General features: G+C 68.2%; 19 protein-coding genes. 15 read left to right on the plus strand and 4 right to left on the minus strand.

Annotation, left to right across the window (positions count from 1 at the left end; translation table 11 throughout):
- Positions 1-11 precede the first annotated feature (11 nt).
- From AC0VYB_RS00755 to AC0VYB_RS00765, 3 genes are read left to right on the plus strand one after another with little or no spacing between them, the layout of a single operon-like run.
- Positions 12-1,262 carry an aromatic ring-hydroxylating oxygenase subunit alpha gene (locus AC0VYB_RS00755; protein WP_231882143.1) on the plus strand — a complete coding sequence of 417 codons (1,251 nt, stop codon included), beginning with the start codon at positions 12-14 and terminating at the stop codon, positions 1,260-1,262.
- Positions 1,259-2,695 carry a flavin reductase family protein gene (locus AC0VYB_RS00760; protein ID WP_009380151.1) on the plus strand — a complete coding sequence of 479 codons (1,437 nt, stop codon included), beginning with the start codon at positions 1,259-1,261 and terminating at the stop codon, positions 2,693-2,695. Before AC0VYB_RS00755 ends, AC0VYB_RS00760 begins: the two co-directional genes overlap by 4 nt.
- Positions 2,696-2,746: 51 nt before the next feature.
- The gene (locus AC0VYB_RS00765; RefSeq protein WP_009380149.1) at positions 2,747-5,299 is read left to right on the plus strand and encodes a GcvT family protein; all 2,553 of its coding nucleotides are present in this window, start codon (positions 2,747-2,749) and stop codon (positions 5,297-5,299) included.
- A 342-nt stretch (positions 5,300-5,641) separates the two neighbouring features.
- Here AC0VYB_RS00765 and AC0VYB_RS00770 read toward each other — a convergent pair whose 3' ends face one another.
- The gene (locus tag AC0VYB_RS00770) at positions 5,642-6,343 is read right to left on the minus strand and encodes a YoaK family protein (protein WP_063248710.1); all 702 of its coding nucleotides are present in this window, start codon (positions 6,341-6,343) and stop codon (positions 5,642-5,644) included.
- A gap of 139 nt (positions 6,344-6,482) precedes the next feature.
- Between AC0VYB_RS00770 and AC0VYB_RS00775 the strand changes: the two genes are divergently transcribed.
- Both AC0VYB_RS00775 and AC0VYB_RS00780 read left to right on the plus strand, forming a co-directional pair.
- Positions 6,483-8,351 carry a gamma-glutamyltransferase family protein gene (locus AC0VYB_RS00775; protein ID WP_009380146.1) on the plus strand — a complete coding sequence of 623 codons (1,869 nt, stop codon included), beginning with the start codon at positions 6,483-6,485 and terminating at the stop codon, positions 8,349-8,351.
- Between the two features lie 5 nt (positions 8,352-8,356).
- Positions 8,357-9,019, plus strand: coding sequence for a GntR family transcriptional regulator (locus AC0VYB_RS00780; RefSeq protein WP_475384914.1), 663 nt, complete (start codon positions 8,357-8,359; stop codon positions 9,017-9,019).
- 64 nt (positions 9,020-9,083) lie between these two features.
- Here AC0VYB_RS00780 and AC0VYB_RS00785 read toward each other — a convergent pair whose 3' ends face one another.
- Together AC0VYB_RS00785 and AC0VYB_RS00790 are read right to left on the minus strand one after the other, a co-directional pair.
- Positions 9,084-9,575 carry an SRPBCC family protein gene (locus AC0VYB_RS00785; RefSeq protein WP_197932219.1) on the minus strand — a complete coding sequence of 164 codons (492 nt, stop codon included), beginning with the start codon at positions 9,573-9,575 and terminating at the stop codon, positions 9,084-9,086.
- 1 nt (position 9,576) lies between these two features.
- The gene (locus AC0VYB_RS00790) at positions 9,577-10,002 is read right to left on the minus strand and encodes an ArsR/SmtB family transcription factor (protein WP_197932220.1); all 426 of its coding nucleotides are present in this window, start codon (positions 10,000-10,002) and stop codon (positions 9,577-9,579) included.
- A 392-nt stretch (positions 10,003-10,394) separates the two neighbouring features.
- Here AC0VYB_RS00790 and AC0VYB_RS00795 point away from each other — a divergent pair, with 392 nt between their 5' ends.
- The 6 genes from AC0VYB_RS00795 to kce all read left to right on the plus strand — a co-directional run bounded on the left by AC0VYB_RS00795 (position 10,395) and on the right by kce (position 17,138).
- Positions 10,395-11,840, plus strand: a complete 1,446-nt coding sequence (locus AC0VYB_RS00795) for an APC family permease (RefSeq protein WP_009380138.1) — start codon at positions 10,395-10,397, stop codon at positions 11,838-11,840.
- A complete protein-coding gene (locus tag AC0VYB_RS00800) occupies positions 11,837-12,766 on the plus strand; it encodes a universal stress protein (RefSeq protein ID WP_475384915.1) in 930 nt (309 codons plus the stop codon). Before AC0VYB_RS00795 ends, AC0VYB_RS00800 begins: the two co-directional genes overlap by 4 nt.
- 54 nt (positions 12,767-12,820) lie before the next feature.
- The gene (locus AC0VYB_RS00805; protein WP_201671810.1) at positions 12,821-13,951 is read left to right on the plus strand and encodes a LacI family DNA-binding transcriptional regulator; all 1,131 of its coding nucleotides are present in this window, start codon (positions 12,821-12,823) and stop codon (positions 13,949-13,951) included.
- Between the two features lie 207 nt (positions 13,952-14,158).
- On the plus strand, positions 14,159-15,370 hold the full coding sequence (locus AC0VYB_RS00810; RefSeq protein WP_009380132.1) for an MFS transporter: 1,212 nt from the start codon (positions 14,159-14,161) through the stop codon (positions 15,368-15,370).
- A 26-nt stretch (positions 15,371-15,396) separates the two neighbouring features.
- The gene (locus AC0VYB_RS00815) at positions 15,397-16,170 is read left to right on the plus strand and encodes an SDR family oxidoreductase (protein ID WP_095375234.1); all 774 of its coding nucleotides are present in this window, start codon (positions 15,397-15,399) and stop codon (positions 16,168-16,170) included.
- Between the two features lie 38 nt (positions 16,171-16,208).
- The gene (gene kce / locus AC0VYB_RS00820; RefSeq protein ID WP_190246600.1) at positions 16,209-17,138 is read left to right on the plus strand and encodes a 3,5-dioxohexanoate:acetyl-CoA acetone transferase; all 930 of its coding nucleotides are present in this window, start codon (positions 16,209-16,211) and stop codon (positions 17,136-17,138) included.
- A 66-nt stretch (positions 17,139-17,204) separates the two neighbouring features.
- Here kce and AC0VYB_RS00825 read toward each other — a convergent pair whose 3' ends face one another.
- Positions 17,205-17,504: a hypothetical protein gene (locus AC0VYB_RS00825; protein WP_063248707.1), complete on the minus strand. Its 300-nt coding sequence runs from the start codon at positions 17,502-17,504 to the stop codon at positions 17,205-17,207.
- 240 nt (positions 17,505-17,744) lie between these two features.
- On the opposite strand from AC0VYB_RS00825, the gene AC0VYB_RS00830 reads away from it, so the two are divergent.
- The 4 genes from AC0VYB_RS00830 (at position 17,745) to AC0VYB_RS00845 (ending at position 22,010) form a co-directional block, all read left to right on the plus strand.
- Entirely contained in the window at positions 17,745-19,019 is a 1,275-nt protein-coding gene (locus AC0VYB_RS00830) for a CaiB/BaiF CoA transferase family protein (protein ID WP_167560276.1), read from the plus strand.
- A gap of 4 nt (positions 19,020-19,023) precedes the next feature.
- Positions 19,024-19,593: a dihydrofolate reductase family protein gene (locus tag AC0VYB_RS00835; RefSeq protein WP_063248705.1), complete on the plus strand. Its 570-nt coding sequence runs from the start codon at positions 19,024-19,026 to the stop codon at positions 19,591-19,593.
- 249 nt (positions 19,594-19,842) lie between these two features.
- Positions 19,843-20,763, plus strand: a complete 921-nt coding sequence (locus AC0VYB_RS00840) for a hydroxymethylglutaryl-CoA lyase (RefSeq protein WP_063248704.1) — start codon at positions 19,843-19,845, stop codon at positions 20,761-20,763.
- A 2-nt stretch (positions 20,764-20,765) separates the two neighbouring features.
- Complete coding sequence (locus AC0VYB_RS00845; RefSeq protein WP_190246599.1) at positions 20,766-22,010, plus strand: CaiB/BaiF CoA transferase family protein; 1,245 nt, start codon at positions 20,766-20,768, stop codon at positions 22,008-22,010.
- The last annotated feature ends 106 nt before the right edge of the window (positions 22,011-22,116 follow it).

Consider the following 22,116-nt stretch of genomic DNA (forward strand, 5'->3'; position numbering starts at 1 on the left):
TTCCGGCCGGCATCAGCGAGGAGAGACTCGACGAGATCCGCCTCCTCCTCGACACCAGACGTCAGGGATTCTCACTCGAGGCCCCGTTCTACACCGACGACCACCTCTTCAACCTCGACATGCAGGCGATCTTCGGCCGGCACTGGGTCTTCGCGTGCAGCGTCGCCGAGATCCCCGAACCCGGGGACTACATCACCCTCGACTACGGTCCCTACTCGCTCATCGTGCTCCGCACCGACGACGGCGGCGTCAACGTCCTCCACAACGTCTGCCGCCACCGCGGCGCCCGCGTGCTCACCGCTGAGTCGGGGACGACGGGCAACCTCGTGTGCGGCTACCATTCGTGGACCTATTCGCCCGACGGGGACCTCATCCACGCCTCGGCGCCGGGGGAGATGACCTTCGACAAGGCCTGCTACGCGCTCAAGCGCGCCCATGCAACGGTCGTCGCCGGCCTCGTCTTCCTCTGCCTCGCCGATGAACCGCCTGCGGACTTCGCCGAGGTGGCAGAGCTCTTCGCCCCCTACATCGCCCCGCACGAGCTGGCGAAGACGAAGGTCGCCTACCAGCAGACCATCGTCGAGGAGGGCAACTGGAAGCTCGTCATGGAGAACAACCGCGAGTGCTACCACTGCGACGGCCACCCCGAACTCGCCTGCTCGCTCTTTCCCACGTGGGGGCTCACCGATGAGACAGTGCCCCCGCACCTGGCCGACGTGTGGGAGCGCAACCAGCAGGCGCAGGCCTCCCTCGAGTACCGGTGCCGCCGCTACGGTCTGCCCTACGAGGTCATCGAGGAGCTCGACACTCGGGTCGCCGGCATCCGCATCTCCCGGGAATCCCTCGACGGGGAGGGGGAGTCGTTCTCCGCCGACGGGCGCCGGCTGTCGAAGAAGCTGCTCGGCGACCTGCCCGACTTCCGCCTCGGCCGGTGCTCGATGCACCTGCAGCCCAACAGCTGGTTCCACCTCCTCGGCGATCATGTCATCACCTTCGGGGCGTACCCGATCAACGCGCACCAGACGCTCGTGCGCACGACGTGGCTCGTCGCCGACGACGCCGTCGAAGGCGTCGACTACGACCTCGAGACGCTCACGCACACGTGGAAGCAGACGAACCTCCAGGACAAGGCCTTCGTCGAGCTCTGCCAGCAGGGCGCGGGCAGCCCCTTCTACGAGCAGGGCCCGTACATGAAGAGCGAATATCAGGTCGAAGCCTTCATCAACTGGTACGTGATGAGGATGCGGGAGCACGTGGAATGAGGACGATCGATGACCCCACGATCCCGCTCGCGCAGCGGATCCGGGGCCTCGAGATGCCGTGGAACCGGGTGCTCGGTTCGACCGCGGGTCCGGCCGGGGCGGCGACGGCGCTCGGTCCGTGGCATCCGCAGGAGTTCACCGCCGAATGCGTCGAGACGATCCCCGAGGCCGGGGACATGATGACCTTCGTCTTCCGCCGCACCGACGGTGCCCCGCTCGCGTTCCGGTCGGGTCAGTACGTCAACATCGACTTCCCCATCTACGGCGCCGAGGCGGAGCCGGAGTCCCGCAGCTACTCGCTCTCGTCCGCGCCCACCGAACCGTGGACGTTCTCCGTGACGATCAAACTCGACCCGTCCGGCCTGGTCTCCCCGTGGGCGCACGAGTCGATCCGGCCGGGCACGGTGCTCGAGATGCTCGGACCCGTCGGGGCCTTCCACCTCGCCGACTGGGACCGACGCGCGCGCTATCTCTTCCTCGCCGCCGGCGCCGGGATCACCCCGCTCATGTCGATGATCCGCACCATCCACTCGCTGCCCGGGCAGGCCGACGTCATCCTCGTCTATCACGGCTCGGCCCCCGACCGCTTCGCGTTCACCGACGAACTCGACTTCCTCGAGAAGGCCGACTTCCGGATCCAGGTCGTCTACTGCCTCGGCGATCGGGCGCAGACGGACCCGCAGTCATCGGAGTGGACGGGGCGGACAGGACGACTCTCGGCCGAGCTCCTCGACGAGGTCGTCCCCGACGCCAACGGCCGTCAGGTCTTCGCGTGCGGGCCCGAGGGCTACCTCAACACCGCGACGGACTGCCTGGCCCGGGTCGGGGTCGACGACACGTCGATCTTCATGGAGTTCTTCTCCGGCGACCGCGCCACCCGCCTCGAATACGCCGAGGAGGTCGCCCTGGCCGGTGAGATCGCCGGCGAGATCGCGTCCTCGGCCGAGGAGTACTACGAACAGCAGCCGGCGGCCTTCGACCTCTACGAACCCGAGTACGGCGCCGAGGGTCCCGTCGAGGCGGTCGGCGCACCCCTCGAGGCCGTGCCCGCCGACGCTCCCGTCCCCGTCGACGCCCCTGCTGCCCTCGCCGAGGCGGCAGCCGGGGTGGCCGAAGTCGATGGCGAATCGAGACCCCAGGAGACCTCCGGCTTCGCTACCGTGGGAGAAGGCGAGCACACGATGGCCTTCCTGCGCTCGGGCATCAACGTCCGCGTCGCCTCCGACGTCGTCATCCTCGACGCCGCGAGGAAGGCCGGGGTGCGCATCGGGGCGAACTGCCAGGAGGGCATGTGCGGTTCGTGCAAGGTCGTCAAACTCGACGGGGAGGTCGACATGAACCATCAGGGCGGCATCCGCTCACGCGAGATCGAAGCGGGGAAGTTCCTTCCCTGCTGCTCGACGGCGAAGTCCGATCTCGTCATCGACGCCTGAGGGCGTCACCCCAGATTTCCACCGCAGCTTCACCACAGCAAGGAGAACCCAGTGTCGAATTCCTCCCCACGGGTCGTCATCATCGGAGCGGGCATCGTCGGGGCCAACCTCGCCGACGAACTCGCCCGGTTGGGCTGGACCAACACGCTTGTCCTCGAGCAGGGGCCGCTGACGATCCCGGGCGGGTCGACGTCGCACGCTCCCGGCCTCGTCTTCTCGTCGAACCCGTCGAAGTCGATGACGGAGTTCGCGCAGTACACGATCGAGAAGCTCACCTCGCTCACCGGACCTGGCGGCAAGGGCTCGTTCCTGCCCGTCGGCGGGCTCGAGATCGCGACGAAACCCGAGCGCCTCCACGACCTCGAGCGGCGGGCCGGCTGGAATCGGGCGTGGGGCGTCGACGCCGAGGTCATCGACGCCGAGGAGTGTCTGCGCCGGTTCCCCATGCTCAATCCCGAGATGGTTCTCGGCGGGCTCTTCACTCCCGGTGACGGGCTCGCGCTCGCCGCCCAGGGGACCCAGCTCGTCATCGCCCGCGCCCAGGCCGCGGGCGTCGAGTTCCGCGACCGCACGGTCGTCACCGACATCGAACACTCCGGTGGGAAGGTCTCGGCCGTCATCGCCGGGGACGAGCGGTTCCCTGCCGACATCGTCGTCAGCTGCGCGGGCTTCTGGGGGCCGAAGATCGGCGCCATGGCCGACACCCCCATCCCGCTGCTGCCGCTCGCCCACCAGTTCGCGTGGTCGACGGAAGTGCCGAGCCTGGAGGGCAAGAACGAACTGCCGAAAGGAGCGAGCGCCCCGATCCTGCGCTACCAGGACGAGGACCTCTACTACCGGGAGTGGGGTGAGCGGATCGGCATCGGCTCGTACGCGCACCGGCCCATGCCCGTCGACCTCGACACGCTGCCGCAGTACTCGCCCGACGAGATCACGGACGAGCGGATGCCCTCGTCGCTGACCTTCACCCCCGAGGACTTCGCCCGCGAATGGGAGATCAGCCAGGAGATCCTCCCCGAACTCGCGCAGACGCAGATCCAGCGCGGGTTCAACGGGATCTTCTCCTTCACTCCCGACGGCGGGTCGTTGGTCGGTCAGTCCCGGAACGTCGACGGCTTCTTCGTCGCCGAGGCGGTGTGGGTCACCCATGCCGCAGGTGTCGCGAAGGCCGTCGCCGAGCTCATCGCGCACGGCCACTCCGAGACCGACCTCTCGGGCCTCGACCTCAATCGGTTCGAAGACATCCAGACGGCTCCCGAGTACGTCAGCGAGACCTCGCAGCAGAACTTCCGCGAGATCTACGATGTCCTCCACCCGCTCCAGCCCAGGGTCTCGCCCCGCGATGTGCGGATGAGCCCGTTCAATGCCCAGCAGCGGGAGCTCGGCGCGTTCTTCCTCGAGGCCGCGGGATGGGAGCGCCCGCACTGGTACGAGGCGAACGCCGCACTGCTCGACGAGCTGCCCGAGGAATGGCGGGCTCCCGAGCGCGACGACTGGGCGAACCAGTTCCATTCGCCCATCGCCGCGGTCGAGGCGTGGAAGACGCGGACCAACGTCGCGATGTACGACATGACCCAGCTCAAGCGCTTCGAGGTCAAGGGTCCCGGCGCCGGCCGGCTGCTCCACGGGCTGACGACGTCGTCGATGCTGCGCAAACCGGGGGCGGTGAGCTACACGCTGCTGCTCGACGAGGCGGGCGGGATCACCTCGGACATCACCGTGGCGATCCTCGACGAGGAGACCTACCAGGTGGGAGCGAACAGCAACATCGACCTCGCCTACATCACCAGGGCGGCCAAGCGGCAGACCGAGGAGGACCCAAGCCAGTGGGTGACCGTGCGGGAGACGACCCCGGGCACATGCTGCATCGGGCTGTGGGGACCGCGCGCCCGCGACGTCATCGCCGCCGTGAGCGACGACGACCTCAGTGACGAGGGACTCAAGTACTTCCGGACGAAGCAGATCTCGGTCGCGGGCATCCCCGTCACGGCGATGCGCCTGTCCTACGTCGGGGAACTCGGTTGGGAGCTCTACACCTCGGCGGATCTCGGACACAGGCTCTGGGATGTGCTCTGGGAGGCTGGGCAGGAGTTCGGGATCATCGCCGCCGGCCGCGAGGCATTCAACTCGCTGCGGCTCGAGAAAGGGTTCCGGTCATTCGGCACCGACATGACGAGCGAGCACGAACCGGAGCAGGCCGGTCTCGGGTTCGCCGTCAAGGCCTCGAAGACCGACGACTTCGTCGGCAAGGCGGCGCTCGCCGATCGGGCGGCGGGAACGACGAAGAGGCTCACGTGCCTCACCCTCGACGAGCCGAGCGACATCGTGCTCGGCAAGGAACCTGTGTACGTCGCGGACGGCGCGTCGAAGGACGCGAGCGCCGAGGCGAACGGCGGATCCGAGGACTCCGCGACTCGGGCGGACGGGTACGTCACCTCGGCGGCGTACGGGTACACGATCGGGAAGGCGATCGCCTACGCGTGGCTGCCGAACACTTTGGGCGTCGGCGACGCTGTCGAGATCGAGTACTTCGGCCGCCGAGTGCCCGCCACCGTCACGGCCGAACCGCTCTACGACCCGGAGATGACCCGCCTGCGCGGGTGAGACCCGAGTGCTGAGGAGGCGCAGGTGGTGCGCACCGCCCGCGCCGCCCGCGTCGCCGCGCCGTCCGCGCCGCCGCCGAACGGACCTAAGGACGCGCAGTGTCGATCCGCGACCTCAGAATCGACACTCAGCGTCCTCGAAACGTGTTGGAGTCGGGCGGCTGCCGGGCCGGGTTCCCCGCTCGATCCACGCGGGGCTCGAAAATCGACGTGCTCGCGACGCGGCCGGCTGCCGATCCACGCGGGGCCTGAATTCCGCGTCTCGGGCGACGCGGATTTCACGCGCGGCGTGGATCGAGCGGGGAGGCCCTGGGCGGGGGCCCTGACCGGGGAGCGACGCTGGTCAGGCACGGGCGTCGGCGGGAGTGGTGGCCGCCTCGGCGAGTGTGCGGCGATGCATCCCGCGGTGACCGATGAATGCGGCGACGGCGATGATGACGGCGACGATCGCGATGCCGATCCACTGATTGATGAGCAGGGAGGCGGCACCGGCGAGGGCACCGACGAGGATGAGAGCGACGGCTAGGACGCGACGCACCCAGTTCGTGCTGTCGCCGCCGGCCAGCCGCGAGTCCGAGGCGAGGCCGACGATCGTCGAGGTGACGACGACGGTGGTGATGTCGGCGATCTTCATCCGCCTCGCTGCGGCCGCCTGCACTCCCATGAGCGCGGAGAGCGCCGAGGTGAAGACCGTTCCCGCGAGCCCGATCTCCGGGTTCGGGACGAGGCCGACGTAGACCGCGAGGCCCGCGCAGCCGAGCGCGACGAGGGCGAAGATCACCGTCGTGCGGTGGTGCCAGTCCGCTCCGCGCTGACCGAGGACGCGACCGCCGATCGCCGCGCCGACCATGAAGAAGGCGAGCGCGAGCGCAGGCCGCAGCACCGGCAGGTCGTCCGCGCCGGTGAGCGCCATGCCGAGGATGACGACGTTGCCCGTCATGTTCGCGGTGAAGATCTTGTCGAAGCCGAGGTAGCCGATCGCGTCGACCATCCCGGTGGAGAAGGTGAGCACGAGGAGCATGGCCAGGTCGAGACGGCGATCCATCGCGGCCCCCCCTTTCGCAGCGGTCCGACCGTCCGACTCGGACAGCAGGGTTTGTTTGTATACAAAACAGTGAGTACACGTTAGATTGTATGCAATATCTGCGACGCCCTCGACCCCAACTCGATGAAAGGACACTGACATGGCGTACACGCCGCCGGCCGCTTTCACCACCCGCCCCACCCTGGAGGGCCACTTCGGGATGTCGGCATCGACGCACTGGCTCGCGACCGCCTCGGCGCAGTCCGTCCTCGAACGCGGCGGGAACGCCTTCGACGCCGCCGTCGCCGGCGCCTTCGTCCTCCATGTCGTCGAACCCCACCTCAACGGCCCCGGCGGGGACATGACCGGGGTTTTTGCGACCGCCGAGGATCCCTCCCACCCCCAGATCCTCATGGGTCAGGGTCCCGCCCCGGCCGGGGCGACGATCGAGCACTACCGCAGCGAGGGCCTCGACATGGTCCCCGGCGCCGGAGCGCTCGCCGCAGCCGTCCCCGGCTCCGTCGACGCGTGGCTTCTCCTCCTTCAGGAGCACGGGACCTGGGAGCTCGCCGATGTCCTCGCCTACGCCATCGACTACGCGGAGAACGGCCACCCCGTCCTCGCCCGCGTCGTCGGCACAATCGAACGCGTGCAGGAGCTCTTCACCGAGCACTGGCCGACCTCGGCGCAGCTGTGGATGCCCGGCGGCCGCATCCCCGCGGCCGGGGAGATCATCGTCAACCGCCCCTACGCCGAGGTGCTCCGCCGCCTCATCGCCGCCGGTGACGACGTGGCCGGTGCTGGTGCTGCAGGGACCGACGCCGCCGACAGCGGCAGCGAAACGCAGGGTTCCGGGGATGCTCGGGTCGAGCGGATCCGGGCCGCACGGACGGCGTGGAAGTCCGGGTTCGTCGCCGAGGCGATCGCGGAGTTCGTCACGACCCCGCACCGGCACTCGACCGGAGGGGACCACGCCGGGGTCATCACCGTGGACGACATGTCAGGCTTCGACGCCGAGTTCGAGACCCCGGTGACGATCACCTTCCGCGGGTACGAGATCGCGAAGATCGGCCCGTGGGGACAGGGACCGGCGCTGCTCCAGACCCTGCGCATCCTCGAGGGCTTCGACGACGAGCGCCTTGACCCCTCGACCGAGATCGGGGCCCACACGATCCTCGAGGCTCTCAAACTCGCAATGGCCGACCGCGACGCCTACTACGGCGACGCCGACGTCGACCTCGACTGGCTGCTCAGCGAGGACTACGCCGCGAGCCGGCGAGCGCTCATCGCCGACACTGCCTCGGACGAGTTCCGGCCCGGGCCCGACAGGAACGGCGACGCCCCGGTCTTCACTCCTCCGCTCGTGCCCGAGGGGGCGGACAAGGAGGAGCTCATCAAGGCGGGCATCGGCGAACCGACCGTGCAGAAGAACGGCACGAACAACGGCGACACGTGCCACATCGACGTCGTCGACCGGTGGGGCAACATCATCTCGGCGACGCCGTCGGGAGGATGGCTGCAGTCCTCGCCCGTCGTGCCCGATCTCGGCTTCTGCCTCGGCACCCGCCTGCAGATGATGTGGCTCGACGAGACCTCCCCGTCGGCACTGCGACCAGGCAGGAGGCCACGCACCACCCTGACGCCGACACTCATCTCGAAGAACGGGCAGCCGGTCATCGCACTCGGCTCGCCAGGCGGTGACCAGCAGGAGCAGTGGCAGCTGCTCATGATCCTCCGCATGCTCGTCGGCGGCTACGCTCCGCAACAGGCGATCGACGCCCCGGCGCTGCATACGACCGCCCTGGCCGGTTCGTTCTGGCCCCGCACCTGGGTGCCGGCCGGAGCCGTCGTCGAGGACCGCCTCGGCGATGAGGTCATCGAGGGGCTGAGCCGACGCGGTCACGAGGTGACGCGGGCGGGTGACTGGGAGCTCGGACGACTCTCGTGCGTGACACGCGAACCGGAGACCGGGACGCTGGCCGCCGCGGCCAACCCGCGCGGTGCCCAGGGCTACGCGGCGGGGCGATGATGCCGATGCACGCAGTCGGGGCGCGCATCCGCTCCGACATCATCTCCGGTGTCCTCGCCCCCGGGACGAAGCTGCGGGAGACGGCGCTGGCCAAGCAGTACGCGGTCTCCCGGATCCCCGTCCGAGAGGCGCTGCGCTCGCTCGAAGCCGAGGGGCTCGTCGAATCCCGACCCTACGTCGGCAGCGTCGTCGCGCCGTCGCCGATCGAGGACGCCGAGGACCTCTTCGAGATCCGCATCGTCCTCGAATCCGCGACCGCCAGACGGGCGGCGAAGCGCGCGGCCGCCCTCGCCGACGGTGAGGAGCCCGATCCGCGCTGGCGAGCGGTGCGCAAGGAGATCAACGACATCCTCGAGGCCGGTGAGGTCGTCATCGCCGATGGGCGGTTCGAGGAGCTCGCCATGCTCAACATGCGGTTCCACTTCGCCATCGCCGAACTCAGCGGCAGCCTCTCGCTCATCAGCCTGCTGCGGCAGATCTCGGGGAAGATCGAATGGCTCTACTCGCTCAACGTCAGCCGCCGCGGCTCAAGGGCCTGGCCCGAGCACCGCGCGATCCTCGCCGCCATCGACGCCGGTCAGGAGGCGACAGCCGCCGAGCTCATGGGTGAGCACGTCGGTCGCAGCCGCGACGCGTACTTCGCGATGATGGCCGAGACCGCCGACTAGGCGCGTACAGATGGGGACCGCCGGCTGGGTGCGGGCGGTCCCCAGCCAAGGCCGGTCCCCGGCCTCAGGCCCCTTCGGCAAGGAGGGCGTCGAGCTTGTTGTAGCCCTCGACGATGCCGGACTCCATGCCCGCGGCAACCATGCCGTCCCGGGACTCGACCGAGTCGAAGATCGCCGTCGAGGACAGCCGCGTCCGTCCGTCGCCGAGGTCGGTCAGGGTCATGATCTCGAGGTTGACCGCGTCGGGGAAGCCTTCGAAGGTGAAGGTCTGGACGATGCGCTCGTTCTCGCGGACCTCATGGAAGGAGCCGAAAAAGCCGTACTCGCCGTTGTCGTCGCGGGAGACATAGCTCCAGTTCCCGCCGGTCTTCGGGTCCCATTCGCGGATCGTGTTCGTGATCTCCTCGGGCCCGTTCCACTTGACGAAGAGCTCCGGATCCATATGCGCGCGGAACACTTTGTCAGGGCTCGCGTTGAAATCGCGGGTGATCTCGATCGACTGGGTTCCCTCCGGAACGTCGAGCTTCACCTGGCTGTGATCGGTGTCGGTGGTCATGTCATGCTCCTTTGCGTGATTGCCCTGTGATGGGTGGTGTGGGTGGTGCCGAAGTGCCGACTTCCCTCGCCGAGGCGGCCCCTGAGTCGGGTGCCGCACCGTCCTCGTCCGCGTCCATCGCTTCGAGGACGGCATCGAGGCGCTGATAGCGGGATTCCGTCTGGCGTCGGTACCGTTCGATCCATTTCGTCATGAGGTCGAAGACGTTGTCCTCGAGGTGCACCGGTCGGCGCTGGGCGTCCCGGCTGCGGGTGACGAGTCCCGCGTCCTCGAGGACCTTGAGGTGCTTCGACACGGCCTGCAGGCTGACCTCGTAGGGTTCGGCGAGGTCGCCGACGGTCGCGTCGGCGACGCTCAGCCGGGCGACGATGTCCCTGCGGGTCGGGTCCGCGAGTGCCGCGAACACCTTCGAGAGTTGATCGTCCATCTCACGCCCGTCCGTGTCGTGTGTCTTCCGGAAGCCGAATCCACTCAGGTTCGGGTCTGTCCAGAGGTCGGCGGTCGGCCGATCACCTACTCAACCGATTGGTTGATCACCAATCTAATCCCGGCGGAGTCTCTAGTCAACCGTTCGGTTGAATAAATGTGTCGACGGGGTTGCGGTCGCATGTAAGCGCAACGCCGCAGCGAGTCGGCCCCCTGACCCCGCGACACACGGAGAGCGAGACACAATCCGGGGAATTTCGCCGTCCCGTCTCGCTTGTTGAACCATGGTGCAGTAGGGTCACCGTAGACGACGTGCAGGGTGCGGCGAATTGAATCCCCGATTCGGCCGCGTGCACGGTCTGGCCGAAGACGATGATGTCGGGAAGGACAGTCATGGCAACCCTCAGACAGCAGCTCTTCCGGGTCAAACCGGTGCCTCGTGACAGCGAGGAGGCGGCAAGCGACCTCAAGCGCACGATCGGCCTCTTCTCCCTGACGATGATCGGCGTCGGCTCGACCATCGGCACCGGCATCTTCTTCATCCTCTCCGAATCGGTGCCCGTCGCCGGGCCAGCGGTCATCTGGTCGTTCGTCATCGCCGGCGTCGTCGCCGGTCTCGCGGTCATCTGCTATGCCGAACTCGCCGGCAGCGTCCCCGTCTCCGGCTCGTCCTACTCATACGCCTACGCCACCCTCGGCGAACTCCCCGCGATGGGCGTGGCCGCCTGCCTGCTCCTCGAATACGGCGTCGCCGGTGCGGCCGTCGCCGTCGGCTGGTCTCAGTATGTCAACCAGCTCCTCTTCAACCTCTTCGGCTTCCAGATCCCCGACGCCCTCGCCTATGCCCCCGAGGAGGGCGGCATCGTCAATCTCCCGGCGATCCTCCTCCTCGCGATGTGCTGCTTCCTCCTCGTCCGCGGCACCGGCGAATCGGTCGTCGTCAACACGATCATGGTGTGCATCAAGGTCGGCGTCCTCGTCTTCTTCATCGTCGTCGGCCTCACCGGCTGGAACTCCGACAACTTCGCGAACTTCGCCCCCTTCGGATTCTCCGGCGTCGTCGCCGGTGCCGGCCTCATCTTCTTCAGCTACGTCGGCATGGACGCCGTCGCGACCGCAGGCGATGAGACGAAGAACCCGAAGAAGACGATGCCCAAGGCCCTGATCTTCGCGCTCCTCATCATCACCTCCGTCTACGTCCTCGTCGCCGTCGCCGCGCTCGGCGCTCAGCCGTGGGAGGAGTTCGAAGGGCAGGACGCCGGACTCTCGGCGATCCTCGAGAACATCGTCGGCTCGACCTGGCCGGGCACCGTCGTCGCCGCGGGCGCCGTGATCTCGATCTTCAGCGTCACCCTCGTCTCGATCTACGGTCAGAGCCGCATCCTCTTCACGATGTCGCGCGACGGGATGATGCCCAAGCTCTTCCAGGACGTCAACCCTCGCACGCTCACCCCCGTCAAGGGCACGATCGTCGTCACGGTCGTCATCGCGATCCTCGCCGGGTTCATCCCGCTCAACTTCCTCGCCGAGATGACGAGCATCGGCACCCTCGTCGCCTTCGTCGTCGTCTCGCTCGCCGTCATCATCCTCCGCGTGCGCGAACCGAACCTCGAGCGCGGCTTCAAGGTCCCGTTCTACCCGGTCCTGCCGATCCTCTCGATCCTCGGCTGCCTGTGGATCATCAGCAGCCTGCGGCCGATCACGATCGTCGTCTTCGTCATCTGGACTGCGGCCATCATCGGCCTCTACCTCGTCTTCGGCCGAAGGAATTCGGTCCTCGGCAAGCAGCAGGCCGCAGCCGAACGCGGCACCACCGACCCCACGGGAGGACGGTCATGACCATCGTCGTCGGCGTCGCCCCCGGTCAGGACGACACCTCAGCCGTCGAGCTCGGAGTCGTCCTCGCCCGCTCGTACGCGAAGACGCTCACGCTCGTGTCCGTGAGTTCGACGGCGTGGCCGCCGAACCGGGACAAGACCGACGCGGAATTCCAGTCGTATGTCCACACCGTCGCCGAGGCGTCGCTTGAGCAGGTGCGGGCGCTCGTTCCCGATGACATCGAGGCGACCTACATCGTCCACCCGGCCCGATCGTCGCGGCGGGGGCTGCTCGAGGTCAGCCGACGCGTCGACGCGTACCGCCTCGTCGTCGGCTCCGCCGACGACGGTCGGGACGGCCGGATCACCCTGGGATCGGTCTCGACCGGACTCCTCCACAGCGCCGAACTCCCCGTCGTCCTCGCGCCCGAGGGATTCACCGCCTCGGCGGGGGCGAAGCTCAAACGGATCACCGCCGCCTACAGCGGGTCGTCCACCTCGGCGGACCTCATCCTCGGAGCCGCGATGGTCTCCGCGGAATCCGGAATCCCCTTCCGCATCGCCTCCTTCGCCCCCCGGTCCCGGGTGCTCTCGGCGGCGAGCATCGGACGCGACGTCGAGGCGGGCATCGTCGACGAGTGGACGCGGGTCGTGCGCCGCGACACCGACCGGATCCTCTGCTCGATCGACGAACTCGACATCCGCCCCGGGGAGACCGAGGTGGCGATCGGCACGGGACCCAGCTGGGCGGCAGCGCTGACGAGCATCGGCTGGGAGGACCCCGAGGTGATGATGCTCGGGTCCTCCGGTCTCGGCACGCTCAAGCGGGTGTCGCTCGGCAGCCATGCGACGAGGATCCTCCAGAACTCGCCGGTGCCCGTCGTCGTCGTTCCCCGACGCGCGAAAGCGCGGTACACGTCCCGGGCGCGGGAGGACACGGAGGCGTAGACGGAGGAGACCGCCTCGACTTAACGTTGCTTAACGAACCGTTCCAGTCGTCCAATGGCAGTGTTCGGACTGCGCAATGAGTTCGAACTCCACAAGGACGTGAAGGACGCGACGATGCATCAGGAACAGTCGACGGGCAAGCCCAGACCGCGGGTCTCAGCGGCTCAGGTGGCACGCGCCTGCGGAGTCTCCACAGCCACCGTCAGCTACGTCTTCAACGGCAAGCCCGGCGTCTCGCCGGTCGTGCGCCGCCATGTCATCGAAACCGCCAACGAGCTCGGATACCGGTCGCCGCTGACGGCGGCGAAGCACAACCGCTCCCTCACCCGCGTCGTCGGACTCATCGTTCCCTCGATGCTCAACTACATGCACATGCACTGGGCGCAGGCGATCATCGACGCCGCCGCCGAAGAGGGGTTCGACGTCTTCGTCTCGACGACCGGCGACGACCCCGAACGCCTCGCCCACGTCGCCGCGTCGATGGCCGCCCGCAACGTCGACGGGGTGATCTCGACCGGCGGGATGCGCCTCGACGCGCGGATCCACGGCACTCTCGGCGCGGCCCGGATCCCCGTCGTCAACCTCTCCCGCACCGTCGAACATGCCGATGCGAGCTTCATCGGCATCGACGACGCCCAGGCCGCCAGCGAACTCATGGGCCACGTCCTCGGACACGGAGTCACGAAGGTCGCCACCGTCATCGGCCCGCGCTTCTCCACCGCCTCGGCGACGCGGGAAGCGGCGTTCATCGACACCGCGGCCGCGCACGGCGTCCCCATCCCCGGACGATGGCGCGTGAGCACCCGCCTGCACCGGGGCGGCGGGCGGATCGCCGCCGAGGAGCTCCTCGCCGATCACGACGACCGACCCGAGGCCATCGTCTGCGGCTCCGACGAGGTGGCGCTCGGCGTCATCGAGCACGCGGTCGTCAACGGCATCGACATCCCGGGCGAGCTCATCGTCGTCGGCAGCGACGGTCTCGCCCGCTCGCGCTCACCGCTGCTCGGGCTGACCACGATCGTCCAACCCGTCGTCGAGATGGCGACGACCGCCTTCCGCATCCTCCTCGAACGCATCACGGAACCGGGCACCCCCGCCCGCACGGTCATCTGCCCCCACCAGCTCCACATCGGCACCAGCTGCGGCTGCCACCCCGAGGACTTCAACGCCCTCACCGCCCGCTGAGCCGCCCCCGCACGTTCCTCCCCGTCCGGCACCGCCGCCGCGACCACACCGTTCGATCCGACCCCGAAGGAGAACCATGTCCGACACCGCTGCTCCGAGGACGGGCCTGAGGCCGCCCGCCGTCCTCAACCGGGTGATCTTCGCCCGCCTCAGGCCCCGCTCATCGCCGCCTACATCCTCGCGTTCCTCGACCGGACCAACATCGGCATGGCCAAGGACCGTCTCGAGATCGACCTCGGGATCTCCGCAACGGCCTACGGCATCGGTGCCGGGCTCTTCTTCCTCACGTACGCCCTCTTCGAGGTGCCCTCGAACATGATCATGCACAAGGTCGGCGCCCGCTGGTGGATCATGCGGATCATGATCACGTGGGGGCTCATCTCCGCTGCGATGATGTTCGTCCAGGGCGAATGGTCCTTCTACATCCTCCGCATGCTCCTCGGCATCGCCGAAGCCGGACTCTTCCCCGGCGTCATGTACTACCTCACGCAGTGGTTCACCGTGAAGGACCGGGCGAAGGCCAACGGCATGTTCCTCCTCGGAGTCTCCATCGCCAACATCATCGGTGCCCCCATCGGCGGTCTGCTGCTGACGATGGACGGGTTCCTCGGCCTCCACGGCTGGCAGTGGATGTTCCTCATCGAAGGCCTGCCCGCCTGCTTCCTCGCACTCGTCGTCTGGAAGTACCTGCCCGACGGGCCGCGGAAGGCGAAGTTCCTCTCACCCGAGGAAGCCGAATGGCTCGAGCGGACCATCGCCGCCGAAGAGCGGGCCGGCGCCTCCGGGGCCTCGAACCACCGGCTGCTCGACATCGTCCGCGACCCGCAGATCATCCTCGTCATCTGTGTGTACTTCGGACACCAGCTCGCCGTCTACGCCCTCAACTTCTTCCTCCCCACGATCGTCGGCAGCTGGGGCGAGATGAACACCGTCGAGATCGGCCTGCTCACCGCCGTCCCGTGGGTCTTCTCCGCAATCGGCGCGCTCCTGCTCCCGCGCTTCGCGACGTCGGCGTCGATGTCGAAGAAGATCGCCCTGGCCGCGATGATCGGCATCATCGCCGGCTACATCATCGGCGCGGTCGGCGGACCCGTCCTCGGCCTCATCGGCTTCTCCCTGGCAGCCTTCAACTTCTTCGTCCTCCAGCCGATCCTCTTCACCTTCCCCGCGACCCGCCTGACCGGAGTGAGCCTTGCCGCAGGCCTCGCCCTCGTCAACACGATCGGCCTCCTCGGCGGATTCCTCGGGCCCTACATCATGGGCTACATGGAGGACCTCACCGGGTCGGCGACCTCGGGACTGTGGTTCATCATCGCTGTCTGCGTCGTCGGCGCGTGCCTCATCCCGTTCCTCAGGCGCGGACACGAAGCCGACCCGGCGACGGTGCCGACCACCTCGGCGGATCCCGATCATAAGTGACCTCGACGACAGCGACAGGAGAGACCATGGACATGCTCGGACTGACCGGAGCACGAGTGCTCATCACGGCGGGAGCCGCGGGGATCGGGCGGGAGATCGCCCAGCGGTTCCGCGACGCCGGCGCCGAGGTGTGGGTGACCGACATCGCCGAGACCGCCGTCGCCGACGCCGCCGAGACCGGCCTGCGGGCGACCGTGTCGAACGCCGCCTCGGAGGACGAGGTCAGGGCGCTCGCCGCCGAGGTGGCGGGGTTGTGGGGAGGACTCGACGTCCTCGTCAACAATGCCGGGATCGCCGGTCCCACCGGACCGATCGAGACGCTGGAGACCGCAGCGTGGCTCACGACGTTCGACGTCAACATCCACAGCCAGTTCTACTGCGTCAAGCACTTCCTGCCGCTCCTGCGCACGAGCGGCAGCGCCTCGATCGTCAACCTCTCCTCGGCCGCCGGGCGTCTCGGCATGGCCGGGCGCAGCCCGTACTCGGCGTCGAAGTGGGCGGTCGTAGGACTGACGAAGACGCTCGCGATCGAACTGGGTCCCGAAGGGATCCGCTGCAATGCGATCTGCCCGGGTGCGGTCGACGGGCCCCGCATCGAAGCGGTCATCGCCTCGAAGGCGCAGATGCTCGGAGTCTCCGTCGACGAGGTCACCGCGCTCTACACCGGGCAGGCGTCCCTCGGGAAGCTCGCCGCGGCCGCCGACATCGGCAACATGGCCGTCTTCCTCGCCTCGACGATGGCCTCCCATGTCACGGGCCAGGCTATGGCCGTCGACGGCAACACCGAGAAGCTCTACTGACCCCCACTCGCCCACCGATCCCAGAGGACCACGAACCCATGGCACAGCCACGCAAAGTCATCATCACCTCGGCGGTGACCGGCGCCATCCACACGCCGACGATGTCGCCCCACCTTCCCGTCACCCAGGATGAGATCGCCGATGCCGCGATCGGGGCCGCGGAGGCGGGGGCGGCGATCCTCCACCTCCACACCCGTGATCCCGAAGACGGCAGACCCTCGCAGGACCCCGAGCACTTCGCACCGGTGCTCGAGAAGGTCGCCGCGAACTCCGACGCGGTCGTCAACATCACCACGGGCGGGTCACCGCACATGAGCGTCGAGGAGCGGATGCGTCCGGTCGCCGAGTTCAAACCGGAGCTTGCGAGCCTGAATATGGGGTCGATGAACTTCGGCCTCTTCCCGATGCTCGAGAAGTACGAGGACTTTCAGCACGAGTGGGAGCGCGAGCACCTCGAGAACTCCCGTGACCTCGTCTTCAAGAACACGTTCGCCGACATCGAGCGCATCCTCGAGATCGGCAACGCCAACGGCACCCGTTTCGAGTTCGAGTGCTACGACATCTCACACCTCTACAACTTGGCGCATTTCCAATCGCGGGGACTCGCCACCGGGCCTCTGTTCGTCCAGTCGGTGTTCGGTCTCCTCGGCGGCATCGGCGGCCACCCCGAAGACCTCATGCACATGCGGCGGACCGCTGACCGACTCCTCGAGGACTACCAGTGGTCGATCCTCGGCGCAGGACGCAACCAGCAGCCGCTGGCGACGATGGGGGTGACGATGGGTTCCCACATCCGCGTCGGCCTCGAGGACTCGCTGTGGATCGGACCCGGCCGGCTCGCCGAATCGAATGCCGAGCAGGTGGAGAAGATGCGCCGCATCGTCGAAGAGCTCGGGATGGAGGTCGCGACCCCTGACGAGGCGCGGGCCATGCTCGGCCTCAAAGGAGCCGACCGGGTCGAGTTCTGAGGTGGTCGCGCTCTGAGGGACCGCACGCTCGGCATGCGGTCCCTCAGAACTCGGGGTGAGGTCGCCTCAGGCGGGTGCGTCACGCTCCGGCTGGGTGCCGCCGAAGCCCTCGTCCTCGCTCTCCTCGATCCGCTGGCGATCGCGCCCGTCGCCGCCCGGGCGACCGGCCTGCTGATCGTCGAGGCCGCCGACACCGCCGCGGTCACCCTGCGGCTGACCGCCGGTCTGCTGACTGTCCGTGCCCGGGTGACCCTGCTGGCCCTCCGAACCGTCCTGACTTCCGGGACCGGGATGACCCTGCTGGCTCTCCTGACCGAGGCCCGCCTCGGCGTTCGGGTCGTTGCTTCCGAAGTTCTCCGATGTCATGATCTGCTCCTTGGGAATCGATCTCGCACTGACACTGCGCCGCGCATCGCGGCGTGTCTGCCAGTCTTCGACACTCCGCGCGATAAGGCAAGGGGGGTTGCTCGACATTCATCGAACTCTCCGGCGACGGCACGTTCATGGTCAGGGACGAGTCCGCCTCGGCGGGTTCGACCTGGCACCATGGAAGGACCGTGTCCGGGCCGCCGACGCGGACGCCCGACAGGAGAACAGGAGCCTCCCATGACAACGCGCCGCCTCCCGCTGACCGGTGTGCGGGTCCTCGAACTCGGCAACTACATCGCGGCTCCAACCGCCGGCCGGATGCTCGCCGACTTCGGAGCCGAGGTCATCAAGGTCGAACGTCCCGGCACCGGTGACGAGCTGCGCAACTGGCGGCTCAAGGCCGGCACGACGTCGATGCTCTACCGCACGATCAACCGCAACAAGAAGTCCGTGACCCTCGACCTGCGCTCCGAGGACGGACGCGAAGCAGTCCTCGAGCTCGTCCGCCGCTCCGACATCGTCCTCGAGAACTTCCGGCCGGGCACCCTGGAGAAGTGGGGGATCGGCCCCGACGTCCTCGAGGAGGTCAACCCCGAGATCATCCTCGTCCGGATCTCCGCGTTCGGTCAGACCGGACCGATGTCGGCCCGACCCGGTTTCGCCGCCGTCGCCGAGGGGTATTCGGGATTCCGCGAACTCGTCGGTGACCCCGACCGCCCACCCGTACGCGTGGGCATCTCGATCGGCGACTCGATCGCCGGCATGCAGGCGGCCTTCGGGGCCGTGATGATGCTCTTCGACCGGCAGCGTCAGCGCATCCACGGAGCCGCCGAGGCGGTCACAGGCAAGGAGGTCGGCTTCGAGGGCGAGGGACCCCTCGCCGACCGCACCGTCGACGTCGCCCTCAACGAGGCGATGTTCTCCGTCATGGAGTCCCTCGTCCCCGACTACTCGGCCTTCGGCGAGGTCCGCACGCGCACCGGCGGCCGGATGGAGGGCATCGCGCCCTCGAACGGCTACCTCTGCGCCGGTGGGAAGTCCGTCGTCATCGCCGGCAACGGCGACGGCATCTTCGCCCGCCTCATGACGGCGATCGACCGACCCGACCTCGGGGCGGATCCCGACCTGCAGACGAACGCCGGTCGATGGGACCGCCGGGACGAACTCGACGAGGCGATCGGAGCATGGTGCGCCGAGCGCGATGTCGACGAGGTCGTCGCGGTCCTTGACGAGGCGGGAGTGCCTGCGGGGCCGATCTACACGGCCGAGGACCTCGTCGCCGATGAACAGCTGCGAGCCCGGAACATGATCCAGGCGATCGATGTCTCCACCGGTGAGGAGATCCTCGACGACGTCGCCTTCCCCGGCATCACCCCGGTCATCGGCGGTGCCTCGATCCCCATCGATCACCTCGGCCCCGACCTCGGCGAACACACCGCCGAGGTGCTCGCCTGGCTGGGAATGGGCGAACCCGCGGACCCTTCCGAAACGGAAGGCCCGGCAGTACCCTGAGCCCATGGCAGAGCTGCGGTATTCGATCAACATCACCGTCGACGGGTGCTGCGACCACCTCGCGATCGACCCCGACGAGGAACTCCACGCCCACCACGCCGAGAACCTCCGACAGGCCGACGGCCTCCTCTTCGGCCGGAGGACCTACCAGCTCATGGAATCCGCGTGGCGCCAGCCCGCAGTGACTCCCGAGACCGACGACGCCGACGCGGAGACGCAGACCGACATCGACGTCTTCGCCGAGGTCATCGACAAGGCGAAGAAGTACGTCGTCTCGAGCACGCTCACCGAGGTCGACTGGAACGCCGAACTCCTCGGCAGCGACCTCAGATCGGAGATCGAACGGATCAAGGACGACTCCGTCCGCGGCCTCCTCGTCGGGGGAGTGACGCTGCCCCGGGCGCTCGCCGAACTCGGACTCATCGACGAATACGAGTTCGTCGTCCACCCGCGCATCGCCGGCTATGGACCGTACGTGTTCAACGGTCTCGCCGAGGTCGTCGACCTCGTCCCCACGGACCGTCGCGAACTCGAGTCGGGCGCTGCCGTGCTCCACTATCGTCCGCGCCACTGAAGAAGCAGGCGGAGCCGCACACGAGCGGATCCCGCCGTGACCGTGCGTGTCCCGTTTGCCGGGACAACGAACGCCGACTTCCCACTCCGCTCTCACATAGCGACCCGCAGCCATTCCCTGCAACGGCGTGCTTATGCTATCTCTGAAGAGAGCATGCGAGGGCGCATGCCGGAAGCATCCTCCCGCTGAGCGGGAGACGATATCGCCATCATCGTTCCGTTCATGCGGAGATGACGCAGAGGGAGACCCATGGTCCGGCCGAACACGGTGCACATCCTCGACACGACCCTGCGCGACGGGCTGCAGATCGAGGCGGCCATCGTGCCCACGGACGTCAAGGTCGAACTCGCAGAGCGCCTCATCGCCGCCGGGCTCACCGAGATCGAAGTCGGATCCTTCGTCAACCCGAAGAAGGTCCCGCAGATGGCCGACACCGGGGAGGTTCTCGAACGCCTTCGGCCACACGAGGACCAGGGGGTCGACTTCTTCACGCTCGTCTTCAACTTCAAGGGGGCCGAACGCGCCGTCGATGCGGGAGCGAAGAACATCAAACTCGTCGTCTCCGCCTCCGAGGGCCACTCGCAGGCGAACTCGGACGCACCGATCGCCCAGGCCACCGAGCGCCTGCTCGCCGCCGCCGACTACGCCCACGACCACGGCGTGCGCTTCGACATCACGACGGCCGTGAGCTTCATCTGCCCCTTCGACGGGATCACCGATCCCGACCGCCTCGTCGAGGTCATCCGCCCCTTCGTCGAGGCAGGCGCCCACGGCATCGGCGTCGCCGACACCATCGGCAACGCCAACCCCTCACTGGTGCGCCGGAACACCTCGGCGGTCATGGAGGCCTTCCCGGGGAAGTCGGTCGGCCTCCACCTCCATGACACGTACAACTTCGGGATGGCCAACGTCATCGCCGCCCTCGACCTCGGCATCGAACACTTCGACGCCGCGATGGGCGGCCTCGGCGGCTGCCCGTTCGCTCCGGGCGCGGCCGGGAACATCGGCACCGACGACCTCGTCCACCTCCTCCACCGCGAAGGGGTCGCGACCGGCGTCGACGTCGATGCGCTCGCCGAGGTGCGGGCACCGCTCACCGCCGCCGTCGGCCACGAGCTGAGCTCGAGCCTCTCCCAGATCCCCGCCGTCCCCGCACCCTACCGCGGCTGATCATGATCGACGAGGACCCGCACACCAGCACCGAGGCGGCGGCCGCCGACGCCGGACCGGGCGAGCCGCTGCCCCTGGCCGGCGTCCGCGTCGTCGAGTTCTCCCATATGGTCATGGGCCCGAGTTGCGGGATGATCCTCGCCGACCTCGGCGCCGAGGTGATCAAGGTCGAGCCCCGCGGGGCCGGCGACAAGACCCGCTACCTGCCCGGCTCGGGCTCCGGACTCTTCCCCGCCTTCAACCGCAACAAACTCAGCGTCCAGCTCGACATCGCCGAGGCGGCCGACCGGGAGGTCGCCCTCACCCTCATCGACTCCGCCGACGTCCTCCTCGAGAACTTCCGGGTCGGGAAGATGGAGTCGATGGGCTACGGGTACGACGAGCTCGCCGCCCGCAACCCGCGCCTCATCTACGCCTCCCTCAAGGGATTCCTTCCCGGCCCCTACGGGCAGCGCACCGCCCTCGACGAGGTCGTCCAGATGCTCGGCGGGCTCGCCTTCATGACCGGTCCTCCCGGGCAGCCGCTGCGGGCGGGCGCAAGCGTCAACGACATCATGGGCGGAATGTTCGGGGTCATCGGCATCCTCTCCGCCCTGCGGGTGCGCGAGCAGACCGGCCGCGGGCAGCTCGTCAACTCCGCCCTGTTCGAGAACAACGCGTTCCTCGTCGGCACCCACATGGCGCAGGCCCAGCTGAGTGAGGAGCCGCTGCGGCCGATGCCCACCCGGCGGGCGACGTGGGCCGTCTACGACATCTTCCTCGACCGGGACGGCAGCCAGGTCTTCGTCGCCGCCGTCAGCGACGGGCAGTGGCGCGACCTCTGCGACGAGTTCGGGCTCACCGATCTCGCCCGGGATCCCGCGCTCGAGCACAACCAGGGACGCGTCGACCAACGCGAGCGCATCCACGCCGAACTCCAGGCCGCCCTCTCCCGGCTCAGCCTCGCCGAGATCGAGGAGAAGTGCACCCGCAGGGGCCTGCCCGTCGCTCCCGTCAACACCCCCGCCGACCTCACGAGCGACCCCCACCTCGTGGCCTCGGGGGCATTGGCGGCCACGGGCCTGCCCGACGGGGAGAGCGTCGACATCCCCCTGCTGCCGCTCACCTTCGACGGACAGCGACTGGGCCTGCGCCGCAACGTCCCCGCCCCCGGTGAGCACAATGCGGTCTACCGGGACGGGAACTCGGGTACCCCTCCCGACCTCCCGGACGTCGACCTCGGCGAGGAGAGGACGCAGTCGCAATGACGGGGACACCGCGAGCACCGCAGGCGCGAGCACCCCTCACACGGGCACCGCAGTTACACGACAACACACGATGACAGGGATCTGCAGGCAGCTGCAGCTGATCAAG

The sequence above is a fragment of the Brevibacterium sp. Z349TD_9 genome, from assembly GCF_056173565.1.

Coding starts and splice junctions, on each gene's coding strand:
- AC0VYB_RS00790 (WP_197932220.1), bottom strand. CDS start 10,002: ATGGACGATCAACTCTCGAAGGTGTTCGCGGCACTCGCGGACCCGACC.
- AC0VYB_RS00825 (WP_063248707.1), bottom strand. CDS start 17,504: ATGACATCGGAGAACTTCGGAAGCAACGACCCGAACGCCGAGGCGGGC.
- AC0VYB_RS00775 (WP_009380146.1), top strand. CDS start 6,483: ATGGCGTACACGCCGCCGGCCGCTTTCACCACCCGCCCCACCCTGGAG.
- AC0VYB_RS00840 (WP_063248704.1), top strand. CDS start 19,843: ATGGTCCGGCCGAACACGGTGCACATCCTCGACACGACCCTGCGCGAC.
- AC0VYB_RS00785 (WP_197932219.1), bottom strand. CDS start 9,575: ATGACCACCGACACCGATCACAGCCAGGTGAAGCTCGACGTTCCGGAG.
- AC0VYB_RS00845 (WP_190246599.1), top strand. CDS start 20,766: ATGATCGACGAGGACCCGCACACCAGCACCGAGGCGGCGGCCGCCGAC.
- kce (WP_190246600.1), top strand. CDS start 16,209: ATGGCACAGCCACGCAAAGTCATCATCACCTCGGCGGTGACCGGCGCC.
- AC0VYB_RS00815 (WP_095375234.1), top strand. CDS start 15,397: ATGGACATGCTCGGACTGACCGGAGCACGAGTGCTCATCACGGCGGGA.
- AC0VYB_RS00805 (WP_201671810.1), top strand. CDS start 12,821: ATGGCAGTGTTCGGACTGCGCAATGAGTTCGAACTCCACAAGGACGTG.
- AC0VYB_RS00810 (WP_009380132.1), top strand. CDS start 14,159: ATGGCCAAGGACCGTCTCGAGATCGACCTCGGGATCTCCGCAACGGCC.
- AC0VYB_RS00800 (WP_475384915.1), top strand. CDS start 11,837: ATGACCATCGTCGTCGGCGTCGCCCCCGGTCAGGACGACACCTCAGCC.
- AC0VYB_RS00770 (WP_063248710.1), bottom strand. CDS start 6,343: ATGGATCGCCGTCTCGACCTGGCCATGCTCCTCGTGCTCACCTTCTCC.
- AC0VYB_RS00795 (WP_009380138.1), top strand. CDS start 10,395: ATGGCAACCCTCAGACAGCAGCTCTTCCGGGTCAAACCGGTGCCTCGT.
- AC0VYB_RS00835 (WP_063248705.1), top strand. CDS start 19,024: ATGGCAGAGCTGCGGTATTCGATCAACATCACCGTCGACGGGTGCTGC.
- AC0VYB_RS00760 (WP_009380151.1), top strand. CDS start 1,259: ATGAGGACGATCGATGACCCCACGATCCCGCTCGCGCAGCGGATCCGG.
- AC0VYB_RS00830 (WP_167560276.1), top strand. CDS start 17,745: ATGACAACGCGCCGCCTCCCGCTGACCGGTGTGCGGGTCCTCGAACTC.
- AC0VYB_RS00780 (WP_475384914.1), top strand. CDS start 8,357: ATGCACGCAGTCGGGGCGCGCATCCGCTCCGACATCATCTCCGGTGTC.